The 13,982-nt window shown below is 41.1% G+C and carries 13 protein-coding genes and 1 other RNA gene; 7 read left to right on the forward strand and 7 right to left on the reverse strand.

Features of this window, described 5'->3' with window-relative positions; translation table 11 throughout:
- The first annotated feature begins 86 nt into the window (after positions 1 to 86).
- Both rnpB and FUA25_RS06060 read left to right on the forward strand, forming a co-directional pair.
- Positions 87 to 413, forward strand: an RNA gene (rnpB, locus tag FUA25_RS06055) — RNase P RNA component class A.
- Between the two features lie 30 nt (positions 414 to 443).
- Entirely contained in the window at positions 444 to 1,562 is a 1,119-nt protein-coding gene (locus FUA25_RS06060) for a T9SS type A sorting domain-containing protein (RefSeq protein WP_147756006.1), read from the forward strand.
- Positions 1,563 to 1,628: 66 nt separating this feature from the next.
- Here the strand turns inward: FUA25_RS06060 and FUA25_RS06065 are convergent, their stop codons facing one another.
- Both FUA25_RS06065 and FUA25_RS06070 read right to left on the reverse strand, forming a co-directional pair.
- Complete coding sequence (locus FUA25_RS06065; RefSeq protein WP_147756007.1) at positions 1,629 to 2,498, reverse strand: PPK2 family polyphosphate kinase; 870 nt, start codon at positions 2,496 to 2,498, stop codon at positions 1,629 to 1,631.
- 82 nt (positions 2,499 to 2,580) lie between these two features.
- On the reverse strand, positions 2,581 to 3,066 hold the full coding sequence (locus FUA25_RS06070; protein ID WP_147756008.1) for a DUF1573 domain-containing protein: 486 nt from the start codon (positions 3,064 to 3,066) through the stop codon (positions 2,581 to 2,583).
- Between the two features lie 128 nt (positions 3,067 to 3,194).
- Between FUA25_RS06070 and FUA25_RS06075 the strand changes: the two genes are divergently transcribed.
- From FUA25_RS06075 to FUA25_RS06095, 5 genes are all read left to right on the forward strand, one after another.
- The gene (locus tag FUA25_RS06075) at positions 3,195 to 5,810 is read left to right on the forward strand and encodes a valine--tRNA ligase (RefSeq protein WP_147756009.1); all 2,616 of its coding nucleotides are present in this window, start codon (positions 3,195 to 3,197) and stop codon (positions 5,808 to 5,810) included.
- A gap of 14 nt (positions 5,811 to 5,824) precedes the next feature.
- A complete protein-coding gene (locus FUA25_RS06080) occupies positions 5,825 to 6,466 on the forward strand; it encodes a DUF4241 domain-containing protein (protein WP_147756010.1) in 642 nt (213 codons plus the stop codon).
- A 136-nt stretch (positions 6,467 to 6,602) separates the two neighbouring features.
- Positions 6,603 to 7,445, forward strand: a complete 843-nt coding sequence (locus FUA25_RS06085; RefSeq protein WP_147756011.1) for an alpha/beta fold hydrolase — start codon at positions 6,603 to 6,605, stop codon at positions 7,443 to 7,445.
- A 4-nt stretch (positions 7,446 to 7,449) separates the two neighbouring features.
- Positions 7,450 to 8,097: an HD domain-containing protein gene (locus FUA25_RS06090; RefSeq protein ID WP_147756012.1), complete on the forward strand. Its 648-nt coding sequence runs from the start codon at positions 7,450 to 7,452 to the stop codon at positions 8,095 to 8,097.
- A 57-nt stretch (positions 8,098 to 8,154) separates the two neighbouring features.
- The gene (locus tag FUA25_RS06095; protein ID WP_147756013.1) at positions 8,155 to 8,745 is read left to right on the forward strand and encodes a hypothetical protein; all 591 of its coding nucleotides are present in this window, start codon (positions 8,155 to 8,157) and stop codon (positions 8,743 to 8,745) included.
- Positions 8,746 to 8,819: 74 nt separating this feature from the next.
- On the opposite strand, the gene FUA25_RS06100 is transcribed toward FUA25_RS06095, so the two are convergent.
- From FUA25_RS06100 to FUA25_RS06120, 5 genes are all read right to left on the reverse strand, one after another.
- A complete protein-coding gene (locus FUA25_RS06100) occupies positions 8,820 to 10,025 on the reverse strand; it encodes an efflux RND transporter periplasmic adaptor subunit (RefSeq protein WP_147756014.1) in 1,206 nt (401 codons plus the stop codon).
- A gap of 59 nt (positions 10,026 to 10,084) precedes the next feature.
- Entirely contained in the window at positions 10,085 to 11,353 is a 1,269-nt protein-coding gene (locus FUA25_RS06105) for an ABC transporter permease (RefSeq protein WP_147756015.1), read from the reverse strand.
- Positions 11,354 to 11,416: 63 nt separating this feature from the next.
- The gene (locus tag FUA25_RS06110) at positions 11,417 to 11,785 is read right to left on the reverse strand and encodes a four helix bundle protein (protein ID WP_147756016.1); all 369 of its coding nucleotides are present in this window, start codon (positions 11,783 to 11,785) and stop codon (positions 11,417 to 11,419) included.
- Between the two features lie 56 nt (positions 11,786 to 11,841).
- On the reverse strand, positions 11,842 to 13,071 hold the full coding sequence (locus tag FUA25_RS06115) for an ABC transporter permease (RefSeq protein ID WP_147756017.1): 1,230 nt from the start codon (positions 13,069 to 13,071) through the stop codon (positions 11,842 to 11,844).
- Between the two features lie 11 nt (positions 13,072 to 13,082).
- On the reverse strand, positions 13,083 to 13,775 hold the full coding sequence (locus tag FUA25_RS06120) for an ABC transporter ATP-binding protein (protein WP_147756018.1): 693 nt from the start codon (positions 13,773 to 13,775) through the stop codon (positions 13,083 to 13,085).
- Between the last annotated feature and the right edge of the window lie 207 nt (positions 13,776 to 13,982).

Consider the following 13,982-nt stretch of genomic DNA (forward strand, 5'->3'; position numbering starts at 1 on the left):
ATAATTTTTTTTTGCATTAGATTTTAATTAATGCAGAAATTTTTACGTTGGCGGTTCATCCAGAAATTCAGTATCTTTGCCGTCCACAAGAAGAACGGCCTGTTGATCCCGGAAACGGGGTAGGAAAGTCCGGACACCACAGGGCAGCAAAGCGGATAACATCCGCCGGTCGCGAGATCAGGACAAGTGCAACAGAAAGTATGTATATTCATTTATAGTGAAACCAGGTAAACTCTTTGCGGTGCAATGTTAAGTATATCGGATTTTTTCAGCAATGAAAATAGGAATGGCCCGTTCCAAAAACCGAGGGGTAAGCAGCTAAAGCTTTGCAGCAATGTAAAGCACAGATAAATAACAGGCGCCTGTTTTATTTTTTTCAGGTACAGAATCCGGCTTACAGTTTTTCTTGTGGTTTTTATTTTTTTTGTAATTTTAAAAAAAAAATGAAAACAAAATCTACTTTTTTTGCAATTTCTGCTGTTCTGTTTACATTTTGTAATCTTTTTTCACAGCAAAGTATTCTGGTGCTGAATTCAACTACAGACATTGTTTATAAGCTGAATGCAAATGACGGCACCATCATCAATTCCAGTTTTATTGTTTTACCTACAGGAACAGGAACACCGAAGGGAGTCACGCAGGTAAATGACAAGATCTGGATTGCAGATCAGACCAATGATGATATTTTGATTTATAATCTCGACGGGACTGCTTCCTCAACATTATTTGGAGATGTTGTAGGATTAGACAATATTCGTGGACTTGATGTCGTAAACAATGAGGTTTGGGTTACAAATGCGGGCAGTGCAAATGGAGCGGTAGCGAATTCCATCAGAAGATTTACCACTGCTGGTGTTCCTATTGGCAATTATCCTACTGTGGTTTCCCCTTTTGATGTTTTGCATACTGGTACTAATGCCTATGTTTCTTCATTTACCAATAATGCCAATATACAGATTCTTGGTTATGACGGTACAGTGGTAGGAAATGTATTTCCAACTCCTGTGTTATCAAACATTGAGCAGATTAATTTAAATTCCGCCGGCAATTTAATTGTTGCGGTGTTTAGCAATACTACATCCACCGGAAATAACAGAGGTCTATATGAAGTTTCGCGTATAACCGGAGCCATCCTGAATTATTGGCCCTCTCTGGGAACTACCGGCAACAATGGAATTATACAGTTGAACAATGGAAATTATTTATATTCCAGCGGAAGCGGTTTATACCTGCTGAATGCGTCAACTGGAGTTTCAACGACAATCGAGACCGGCGGATTTCAGTATTTTACTAAAATTGATGAAAATGCGATGGCAGTTTCTGAGGCCTCTTATAAATCATTTAAAATATATCCGAATCCGGTGTCTGAAACTCTTTTTGTTGAGTCCAAAACTAAAATGCAACAGTTGGAGATATTCTCTACTGAGGGTAAGTTGATAAAAACAATTCAGGATAATACAGACAGATTTAATATAAATGTATCTTCATTGCCTGTAGGATTGTATTATATCAAAATAATGTCTGATAAATCAGCCGAAACTTTCAGATTCATTAAAAAATAGAATGATAAAACATTAAATAAGTAAAAAGGATGATCCAGCCAGATCATCCTTTCTTTTTGTCAATTATCATTCACTTTCCAGTTGTTTCTTTGCTCCCTGCAAACCTTTTAATTCTTCTTCAGACATTTCAGGATACTGAAGGTTCATTTTTTCCAGCGCATCAATAATGATTTGTATCGCGGCAACACGGGCAAACCATTTGTCATCCGCAGGAATGGCAAACCAGGGTGCGTGATCCTTCGACGTTTTATTGATGGCTTCTTCATACACCTTCATATACTGGTCCCAAAGTGCCCGTTCCGGCATATCGCCCAGAGAGAATTTCCAGTTTTTATCTTCCTCGTTGATGCGGTCCAGGAGTCGCTTTTTCTGTTCTTTCGGAGAAATATTCAGGAAGATTTTAATGATGGTTGTTCCGTTTTGCGACAGATGTTTTTCGAAATTCCTGATGCTTTTGTAACGTTTTTTCCAGAATTGCTCATCAAATTCTTCTGTATTCTTCCATACCTTTTCGCTGAGATTATATTCAGGGTGGACTTTGCAGACCAGAACGCTTTCATAATGGCTTCTGTTGAAGATTCCGATTTTACCTTTTTCAGGAAGCGCTACAGCCTGTCTCCATAAAAAATCATGGGCATATTCACTGGAGTTTGGCGTCTTGAAACTGGTTACTTCACATCCCTGCGGATTTACACCCCCGAAAACGTGCTCAATAAGGGAATCTTTACCTGCTGCGTCCATCGCCTGCAGAATGATGAGCAGAGACTTGCTTCCGTCTGCGTAAAGTTTTTCCTGCAGTTTCCGGAGCTGCACTTTTTCCTGTGCAAGAATTTTCTCCCCATCTTGCTCAGTAAGCTGTCCTTTATATTTTGTTTCAGAATTTTTAATAGAAACGTTTCCTTTGATCAGAAAGTCATCGCTGAAGTTGTCGCTCATTTTTTTATTTTAGTAGATAAATATAACAAAAAACCATTCCACAAATCGTGAAATGGTTTTTTTTACAGGATTAAAATCCTGATTATTTTTTAACAGCCATTTTTTTAGCTTTTTTGGCGGCTTTTTTAGCAGCTTTTTCTGCAACATGCTTTTCTTTGTCAGCAGCTTTTTGTTCTGCTGCCGTCAGTACTCTTTCTTTAGCATTCGGATCTACAGTTCCTTTGATGTTAAGAGCACTTCTTCCGTTTACAGGATCATTGGAGAATACTTCGATTGTTTTAACGAAGGGTCCGTTAATCGCGGTGTTGTAACCTACTTTAATCTGGGCCGTTTTTCCCGGCATGATTGGATCCTGGCTCCATTCAGGAGTGGTACATCCGCAAGAAGCCTTAACGCTTGAAATAATAAGTGGCTTGTCTCCGGTGTTTTTCACCTTAAACATTCTGTGTCCGTCGGAATTGGTTTTTACGGTACCGTAATCCCAGGTTGTTTGATCGAATGTAATTGTTTGTGCAGATGCCAAAGCAAACACACCCATTAACGCAAAACCTGCAAATAATTTTTTCATATTTCTAAATGTTTTATATCTGTTTTGATAAAATTTAAGTGACAAAGTTAAAAATAATTTTAATATGCAGTATAAAAATTTTTATTTACATTATTTTTGCACATCATTAGTGTTAAAGAAAAGATTTTATGCAGATTTCAGAAAAATACAGTCCACAGGAAACTGAACAGAAATGGTACAGTTACTGGCTCGAAAATAAGTATTTTCATTCAGAACCCAACGAAAAACCTCCGTATACCGTTGTAATTCCACCACCTAATGTGACCGGAATTCTGCACATGGGTCACATGCTGAACAATACGATTCAGGATGTATTGGTAAGACGTGCCAGAATGCAGGGTTTTAATGCATGTTGGGTACCTGGAACCGATCATGCTTCCATTGCAACCGAAGCAAAAGTCGTAGCCAAACTGAAAGAAGATGGAATCAATAAATCTGATATAACGAGAGAAGAATTTCTGAAACATGCCTGGGAATGGACCGATAAATATGGAGGTACCATTTTGGAACAGCTCAAAAAACTCGGCTGTTCATGTGATTGGGACAGAACGCGCTTTACAATGGAACCGAAACTGTCGCAGCAGGTGATCAAATCTTTCGTTGATTTATACAACAAAGGTTTAATTTACAGAGGTTACCGCATGGTGAACTGGGATCCGGAAGCGAAAACCAATATTTCGGATGAAGAAGTGATTTTTAAAGAGCAGAACGGGAAACTTTATTACCTCAAATATAAAATAGAAGGAACGGAAGAATTTATTTCCGTAGCCACAACCCGTCCCGAAACCATTTTCGGCGACACCGCGGTGTGCATCAATCCAAATGATGAACGATATGCACATTTAAGAGGTAGAAAAGTAATTGTTCCAATTGCAAACCGTCCGATTCCTATTATTGAGGACGATTATGTGGATATTGAATTCGGGACTGGCGCGCTGAAAATAACACCGGCTCACGATACCAATGACTACGAAATCGGGAAACGCCATGGTTTACCGATGATCGATTCATTGGATGACAATGCGAGCCTGAATGAGTACGGACAGCATTACGCCGGAAAAAACAGATTCGAAGTACGGAAATTAATCGCAAAAGAACTCGAAGAAAAAGGTCTGCTGTTAAAGTCTGAGGATTATCTGAATAAAGTGGGGACTTCAGAAAGAACAGGAGCGGTCATCGAACCTAAAGTCTCGGTACAGTGGTTTCTGAAGATGTCTGAACTGGGGAAACCTGCTTTGGACGTTGTGATGAACGATGAAGTGAAATTCCATCCTGAAAAGTTCAAAAACACCTATAAGCACTGGATGGAAAACATCCGCGACTGGAATATCTCACGCCAGCTTTGGTGGGGACAGCAGATTCCGGCATATTTTTATGGAGACGGTGAGCATGACTTTGTTGTGGCAGAAGGCGTGGAGGAAGCGTTACAGTTGGCCAGGGAAAAATCCGGGAAAAATCTGGAAATCTCTGACCTTAAACAGGATGAAGATGCCCTCGATACCTGGTTTTCATCGTGGTTGTGGCCAATTTCGGTTTTCGACGGAATGTTGGATCCCGAAAACGAGGAAATCAATTATTACTATCCGACTTCCGATTTGGTCACAGGCCCCGATATCATTTTCTTCTGGGTAGCCCGGATGATCATGGCAGGTCTCGAATATCGCAAGGAAGTTCCTTTTAAAAATGTTTATTTCACGGGAATTGTCCGTGATAAACAGCGCAGGAAAATGTCCAAATCGCTGGGGAATTCGCCGGATCCGATTGAACTGATGGACAAATATGGTGCAGATGGCGTCCGTGTCGGGATTTTATTGAGTTCCGCTGCCGGAAACGATTTGCTTTTCGATGAAGAACTGATGCTGCAGGGACGGAATTTCGCCACCAAAATCTGGAATGCCTACCGGTTAATTCAAGGCTGGAACCGTGATGAAACAATTAAAGCCAACGATTCCGATAACCAGGCCATCGCATGGTTTGGAAACCAGATGGACAAAACGGTTGCGGAAATTGCAGATCAGTTTGAAAAATTCAGGATTTCAGATGCTTTACACCTAGTATATAAACTGATTTGGGATGATTTCTGTTCGTGGTATCTTGAAGCGGTAAAACCCGCCTTCGGAGAGCCGATTTCTGCAGAAGTGTACAGAAAAACCATCGCTTATTTTGAGGAATTAATGAAACTGCTTCATCCGTTCATGCCGTTTTTATCCGAGGAACTGTGGCAGAATATTTCGGAAAGAACTCCGGAAACCGCTTTGGTCATCACACAGCAGAGAAAAGCTGGAACTTTTGATAAAGATCTTGTGAAAAACTTTGAAATCTCAAAGGAACTGATTTCCGGAGTAAGAAATTACCGTCAGAGCAAAGGAATTTCTCCGCGTGAAAAGGTGGAAATCTTTACAAATGCCGATTCATTTAAAAATACCGAACTCGTAAAGAAACTGGCACATATTGAGGAAATTAATTTTTGCAAGAAAACCGACAAGCCGAGTTTTACTTTTCTGGTAGGTTCCAGTGAAATTTCAATTCCACTGAGCGAAAATCTGGATTTGGCTGAGGAAAAAGTAAAAACCGAAGAGGAGATTAAATATCTGAAAGGCTTCCTGATTTCGGTAGAGAAGAAACTCTCCAACGAAAAATTCATGGCAGGCGCACCTCAGCAGGTGGTTGATAACGAACTTAAAAAGAAAAAAGACGCCGAAGACAAAATTGCCCTACTGGAAGAGAAAGCGAAAACCCTTTAATATCACATCCAAAAATGACCCACATCGAAAACATTTTTAAGCTTTTCAGTAAAAACTTCATCGAAAGTCCGCTGCTGGAAACATTCGAAGCCGGCAAAATAAATCTGCCTACCGGAAGGCTGATTGCGTGTGATCCTTTGATAACAAATGATATGGCGGAATTTACAATTCATTTCCCACAGGGTGAATTTCCGGTTTTGGTCCATAAAGAGAGAGAATCAAACTGCATTGCTTATGTGGAAATTATTTTCGCAGATTCCGCGATTGCAGAGTGGAAAATGGCTACGACCGAAGGTCAGCACCTTGAAGAGTTGAAGGATGGGGAGATTTTCGGCTATCCTGTGGAAAGCGGAATGGGCTGTTTTATGGATTTTGAAACCCAGGACTGTCTCAACCACCTCGAAAACAGGCTGTTTCACCGTAAGGGAGCCGATTTCATGGGAATTTACGAAGAGTTTTTTCATGAACATTTTTTCGATGAAAATGGGGCGATCGATCAGTATGCATTCCTGAAACCCGATGATGAAAAGCAGGGAAACCTTTTTGCCTTCGAAACAGGCTACGGCGAAGGTTTTTACGCGAGTTATATCGGTTTTGATGAAGCAAATAATCCCATTAAAATCATTACTGAATTTATAGAAATCGGTATTGATTAAAAACTGATCGGACTGTGAAGTTTCAGTAAAGATGCTTATTTAAATTCGATCAGGGGAACAGTTTAAACTTATGCAGAGAATTTCAAATTTTTGAGATTCTCTTTTATTTTTAAATACATTTGACCTTTTAACACGTATGAATACTTTCACCCTTCAAACGGACGACAATTTTGAAATTACCGCAACACTATTTGAACCTGAAATTGCTGACGGAAGAGTGCTGCTCATTAATTCCGCTACCGGTGTGAAACAGCAGGTTTACTATGCTTTTGCCGCTTTTTTGGCAGAAAATGGTTTTACCGTTCTTACTTATGACTATCGCGGAATCGGATTATCGAAACCGAACAAATTGAAAGGTTTCAACGCATCCATGCGGATTTGGGGAACGCTTGATTATAAAGCAATGACTGACTATCTCCAGAAGGAATTTCCCGCTTACCGGAAATTTTGCCTCGGACATTCGGTTGGAGCACTGATTTTGGGAATGAACGAAGACTCCGCGATTTTTGAAAAATTTATTTTTGTGGGAACGCAGGATGCCTACATCGGTCATCTGGATTTTAAAGTGGCCGTAAACGCAGCTTTGGGCTTTGGAATTGCCCTGCCGGTGGCTTCGCATCTTTTGGGATATTTCCCGGCACACTGGTTTGGTTTGGGCGAAACTTTGCCGAAAGGTGCCGCACTGGACTGGCGGACTTTAATTCTAAATAAAAAATCAACAAGCCGGCTTTTTGAAAAAACCGAAAATGACTATTCTAAAATTTTAACGCAGGAAAGTTTTGTGATTCATGCCGAAGACGATCCATGGGTGACGGTGAAAGGCATGGAAAGCCTGATGAATACCGGTTATCCGAATTTAAGGAAGACCTATCGTGAAATTAAGGTATCGGAATCGGAAAAAGGCGAGATCGGACATATCAATTTTTTCAGAAGTTTTAATAAAAACCTTTGGAAAATAGTGTTGGATCAGTTAAATTAATCCAATGGAAAATGTATTGACCCAAACCGTTTCATTCGTAAAGCAAAAGCTGGAAGGCGCCGAAGCCGGCCACGACTGGTTTCATATCGAAAGAGTCTGGAAACTCTCAAAAAATATCGCGGCAACTGAAGATTGTGACCTTTTGGTTGTGGAACTCTCGGCACTTCTGCACGATATTGCCGATCCTAAATTTCACGGCGGCGACGAAACTCTGGCTTTGAAGATTTCCCGCAAATTTCTGGAAAGTCAGGGCATTTCTGAAGAAATCATCGGTCAGGTGCTTTTCATCATTCAAAATATTTCCTTTAAAAACCGCGGCGAAATAACCGGAAATCTTCCGGTGGAATTAAAAATCGTACAGGATGCAGACCGGCTGGATGCGATCGGAGCCATCGGAATTGCGCGGACTTTTAATTTCGGCGGATTTAAGAATAACCTGATGTTTCACCCAGATATTCCGCCTAAACTTAATATGACCAAAGCGGAATATAAAAAAAATGAAGGCACCACAATCAATCATTTTTACGAAAAACTCCTGCTGCTGAAGGATCTGATGAATACCAGCAAAGGAAAAGAACTTGCTGAAAAAAGACACCGTTTTATGCTGGAATTCCTCGCAGAGTTTCAAGCGGAATGGAATGTGGAAGTGTAGAAAACCCTTCACCTGTTTTAAAGCAGATTCAAAACCAAAAATCTTATCTTTGCTATTATGGGTTATATAGCTTTTATTCTTTGTATCGCGCTGTTTTTTGCACTGGCACTCGTATTTATCAGAAGAGGACGATTTGTCTTGGCTGCAAAACTGGTAAGGTTTTTTATTGTAGTTGTTGCCCTCACTGTTTTTGCGTTTTGGTTTATCCGAAGCAGCATGACACAGTTTCAGGAAGATGCGATGGTTATTCAGGTCATCAACAAACTGCCCCAACCCATAGATTTTTACATCATTAAGAAGAATTCAGCTGATGAAAATCTGCAGTTTACACTGAATCATACCGGAAAAATACGTCCGGAACATTACCGCATCGACTACCTGAATATGAAAAACTCCAGTGAGTACTGGATCGCAGGATATTTAGGTAAAAAAAATCTCGTATATTTTTCCCGACACCTGGTTCCGAATAAAAACATGGACCAGATTGTTGAAGTGAAAAATTACATCAATCAGAACCTGCAACTTTCCAGAATGGCTGTGGATGAAATTTCTAATTACAGGGCCGAGATTACCCGAACCTCCATTTGGATTTGCCTTGATTTGCTCCTGCTTTTTCTGAACATCGTACTGCTCATCAGGAAAAGATAATTCAAAAAAAAGAACGTCAACTTATTGACGTTCTTTTTGTATAAAACCATGGGCTTCTGACAATAAGCCGAGCGTTATTTTTTATCTTTCTTCTCTTTTAAAGCTTCTTTGTCCTTATCCGACGGATTCCATACTTTAATTTCGGAATCTTTTGTGATGTTTGAACCTGGAAGGATCTGAACATTGATACCGTCTGAAGCACCGAGTTTTACATTCCTTTTCTTGAATTTCCCGTCCGGTTGTTTCACTTCCACAAAAGGCTGGTCTTTACCGTTTACTTTTTCGTACTGGATCAAAGATTCATCCAGAAGGAGCGCATTTTTCTGTGAACTCAGAATGATTTCTCCGTTTGCGGAAAATCCTGCCCTGATGTATTCATTTGTTTTGTTGAAAACATCCCCTTCGATCGGGAATTTAATCGTTCCATTTTCATCTTTGCCTTTTGGTGCCAGCATCGTTACGCGGCCTGGAAATGATTTGTTCTGCAGTGCTCCGATTACGATATTCATATTCATACCTTCTTTCAGTTTTCCAGCCTGTGCTTCATCGATGGTTCCCTGAAAAATAAGGGAATTAAGATCAGCGATGGAGCAGATGGTGGTTCCGGCGTTGAAGGAATTGGCTTCAATCACCTGGCTTCCTACTTTTACAGGAACTTCAAGCACGGTTCCGTTGGCTTTTGACCGGATTTGCGTGGTTGCAAGACTTGCAAGTTCAGGAGTGGTACCTGTTCTGGCGATCTGCAGGTTTTTTTGTGCGGTCTGAAGCTGCTGCTGTGCATTTCTGTAAACCTGTTGTGTCGACTGCAGTTGCTGCTGAGCGTTGATGTATTCCTGTTTGGAGATGACGCCCTGTGTATACAGCCGCTGCTGCATCGCAAACTGCTGCTGCTGATTATCGATATTGATTTTCGCGTTGCTGATCTGTAAGTTGGCGTTGTTGATCTCCTGTTGTGATGCATTTACGTTCTGTACACTCGGTACAATTCTTAAAGTCGCCACCAGTTGACCTGCGGTAACCTGATCGCCTTCGGAAACTAGAATTTTATCAATAATTCCGGATATATTGGGTTTGATTTCAATTTCTTCGCGCGGTACAATTTTTCCGGTGGCCATCACTTTATCATCCAGATTCTGAACGGTAGGTTTTTTGGTCAGGAAACTTTCGCTTTCGGTGGTGTTGGATTTGACCAGATACATAATTCCGGAGATCAGCGCCGCAGCAAAGATGAGTCCCAGGAAAATATACAGGGCTTTTTTCCAGGTGAATTTCTTTTTCATATGATTAGTTTATTTTTTACTGTTATTAATTTTATTTTTTTTTGAGATCATTCACCTCTTTATTCGCTTCTCAGCGCTTCTATCGGTCGGATTTTCACGGCCCGCTGTGCCGGAATCATCCCGATGATGAGCCCGAGAATGACCATAACCGCCATCGCACCGAAAACCTCGCCATAATTTACCGTTGGGTTATAAAAAGGAAATTCGTCCTGATTCCGCGTGAATTTATCAACAATCATGAGCACGAAAATTCCGCAGATGAAGCCTAGAATTCCGGAACTTAAAGTAATGACAACGCTTTCCAGCAGAATCTGGTTCCTTACTTCCGCAGGTTTGGCACCCAAAGCCCGTCGGATTCCGATTTCCTTCGTTCTCTCCTTTACGGTAATGAGCAGGATATTTGAAATGGCGATGACACCTGCTAAAATAGTCAGCGTTCCTACAATAATAGTCAAAAGCTGCATGCCGGTCAGAAATCCTGTGAGTTTACCGAATTCTTTTCCGAGGTTGAAGCTTCCGAAAGCATTCGTATCTTCAGGCGAGACGTTGTATTTTTTCTTCAGTTCAGTTTTCACTCTTTCCTCAACAACAGCAAGATCAGCATTGGGTTTGCTCACAATGGCAAAAAAACCGACTTTGTCGCCGTCATTGTACATTTTGGTAAAAGTGGAAAGCGGGATATAAGACGACTGGTCATTTTCCATTCCGCCGCCTTTTTTCACGCGGAATACGCCGATGACATTAAAGAAAATGCCTTTCACAGTGACGGATTTCCCGATTGGGTTTTCATTTTTCTTCGCATCGAAGAAGTTTTTATAGATTTCTTCTCCAATCACGATCACATTTTTATTCTCATTGATGTCGGCGTCGTTCAGGTACCTTCCGAAGATCAGTTTTTTCTGGGAAATCTTGTTTCCGATCGGGTAATCGCCGTTCAGGGTATAGGTTGCATTCTTTCCGTTCCGCGAAAATGATTCGCCGGGACTGCCGAAATTCCCGCGGGAATTCTGCGGAGAAATATAATCGATGTCCGAAATTTTATTCGGCAGCATGTCGAGGTCGCTTAAATGGAGGTTCATCTGTCTTCCTTTCGGAAAACCGTCGTAAGGAATGGTGGTGTTCTGCGCCCACAAAAAGATAGAATTGGTAGCGAAGCCCGAAAATATTTTGTCGAAACCGTTTTCCATGCCTTTTGCAGCTCCCAGAAGCGTCACAAACAGGAACATCCCCCAACCGACACCGATCATGGTGAGGAAAGTCCGAAGTTTATTATTCCGTAGCGAATGATAAATCTCCTGCCAGGTATCTATTTTGAAAATAATGTTCATTTAAGATCAATTTTTGCTTTGCAAAGTGAGTCTGCATTGCAGTGAATTTTTTTTAGTGAATTTTTAAACAGATGATTTCGTTGCATGAATTAGTTTTGACAATAGTATGAATGTTGTTTTTAATGGTTTTCCTACCTTACTTAATTCATCCTTGGTTGCATAATTTTCTTCTAAAATAATTTCCAAACACGAATCCAGTTCAACAATGGAGCCTCGTGACATTTCATAATATCTAGCCCGTTCTGTAACGGATTTTCTAGATGAGCCTTCGGAAATATTCAAAACAACAGATGTTGAAGCCCGTCTGATTTGATCAATTAAATTGTATTTCTCTGCCGTTGGAAGTTTAATAATTAACAGGTAACATTCTTTCCGCAGTTTCTTTGCTTCTTTATAAACATCCAGATTATAGTGGTTTAATTCTAAAAACATTCTTGTCTATAATCTAAAAATTCACCATTCACTGCGAAGCAAATTCACTTAATTCGCTATTCTGCACGCAGCGCTTCAATCGGTTTTATTCTGCTTGCCCGGAATGCCGGTACAAAGCCCGCCACAACTCCCGAAATTACCAGGCTAATGAAAGCCGCAATAATCAGTCCCCATCCAACGGACGGATCTTTAATAAAATATTTTTCAAGGCTGTCGCCAATCAGTTCTAAAGACAAGACGCCAAGTCCTACTCCTATAAATCCTGAAATTACCGTAATCACAACACTTTCCTGCATAATTAGACCTACAATTGCGCCCGGTTTGGCACCGATGGCTTTCCGTACGCCGATTTCCTGGGTTCTTTCCTTTACGATATACACCATGATATTGCTGATGCCGATGATTCCGGCCAGCAAAGTTCCCATTCCGATAAAACCTACAATCAGCGTAATAATAAATAAAAACTGGAAGGTTTCGCCCATATTTTTCGCGTTGTTCCGCACGACAATTGCATTTTCATCATCCGGAGAAATTTTATTCTTTGCTTTGAGATCCTTTTGAAGCTTGTCACCATATTTAATAGCTTCATCGGGCGAAAGAGCGGTGTTATACGTGATGAAAATATTGCTCACTGTATCGGAGCCTTTTTTCATCTGTTGCAGGGTGGTGATGGGAACGGTGATCATCCTTTCGTCCCAGTCGCCGCCGTCATCAGAAAAAACACCCACCACTTTAAACATCGTTCCGTTGATTTCAAGGTCTTTGCCGACAGGGCTTCCATTCTTGATGAGGTCGCGCTGCACCATTCTGCCAATGACCGCTACATTCTGTTTGCGGTTCATGTCAAGACTGTTCAGATATCGTCCTTCTGTAAGTTTACGGTTTTCGATGATCTTTTCTTCGGGATTGGCGCCGCTGATCTGGTAACTTCCGCTTTCTTTGCCGTATTTTACGGTCAGGTTGGCGGAATATCTCGCGGTTGAATTTTCTACCTTATCCGGATCTGAACTGATGGCCTGCTCATAATCATCGTTTTTGAGGACGACTTTCCGGTCGGCCTGCAGTCCGCCGTATGCGATGGTTGTTTTCCCGCTGAAAATGGTGATGAGATTGGTCGCGTCTCTCGCAAACCCTTCGGTAAACGCATTTTTAAGTCCGGTTCCGATTCCGAACAGGACAATGAAAATATACAGTCCGAGTGCTACGGTAAAACCCGACAGTACCGTCCGCAGTATATTGCTGCGAATGGATTCAAAAATTTCTCTCCAGCGGTCTATATCAAACATATTTATTATTCTTAAGCCAGTACCCGTTGGGTAATAAATTGATCACTCTCAATAATTCCGTCTTTCAGGATGACATTTCTCTTCGTTTCGGCGGCCACATCCGGTTCATGGGTTACTACAATGATGGTTTTTCCTCCGCGGTTGATTTCCTGCAGAAGTTTCATAATGTCGTAGGTAGTTTTAGAATCCAGAGCGCCGGTCGGTTCATCGGCAAGAATAATTTTCGGATTGGTGATCAGGGCTCTTGCAATGGCAACCCTTTGTTTCTGGCCCCCTGAAAGTTCATTCGGCAGGTGAGTTGCCCATTCCGCGAGTCCCACTTTTTCAAGATATTCCATAGCCCTTTGGTTGCGCTCTTTTCGCGGTACATTCTGGTAGTAGAGTGGTAAAGCGACATTCTCAAGGGCGGTTTTGTATCCGATGAGGTTGAAGGACTGAAAGATAAATCCTAAAAACTGGCTCCGGTATTCGGCTGATTTAATTTCCGACAGATCTTCAATAGGAATTCCGTCCAGCTTGTAGACGCCAGAATCTTTTTCGTCCAGGATCCCAATGATGTTCAGTAAAGTGGATTTACCTGATCCGGAACTTCCCATAATGGAAACAAATTCGCCTTCCTCAATGTTCAGATTGATGCCTTTCAGCACATGCAGTTTGCTCTTTCCGGTGTCATAGGATTTGTGGAGATTCTCAATAACTAACATGGGCGGATTGGTTTTATGAATAAGTATTCAAAAGAAAAAAAATGTTACAGAACAGATGCTTTTAATTGCCATTTAGATGTTTAATAAAATTTATTCGGTTTTACAGTATTTTCGGGGTTGCTGTTTAATGTTTTTAGGCACAAAGTACAGCTAATTGGCAAAGCCCGATTTTAAAAGGGGTGATAAAGCCCCGTCTGTGTAATTGTG

The sequence above is a fragment of the Chryseobacterium sp. genome, assembly GCF_008014695.1.
Taxonomy (GTDB): Bacteria; Bacteroidota; Bacteroidia; order Flavobacteriales; family Weeksellaceae; genus Kaistella.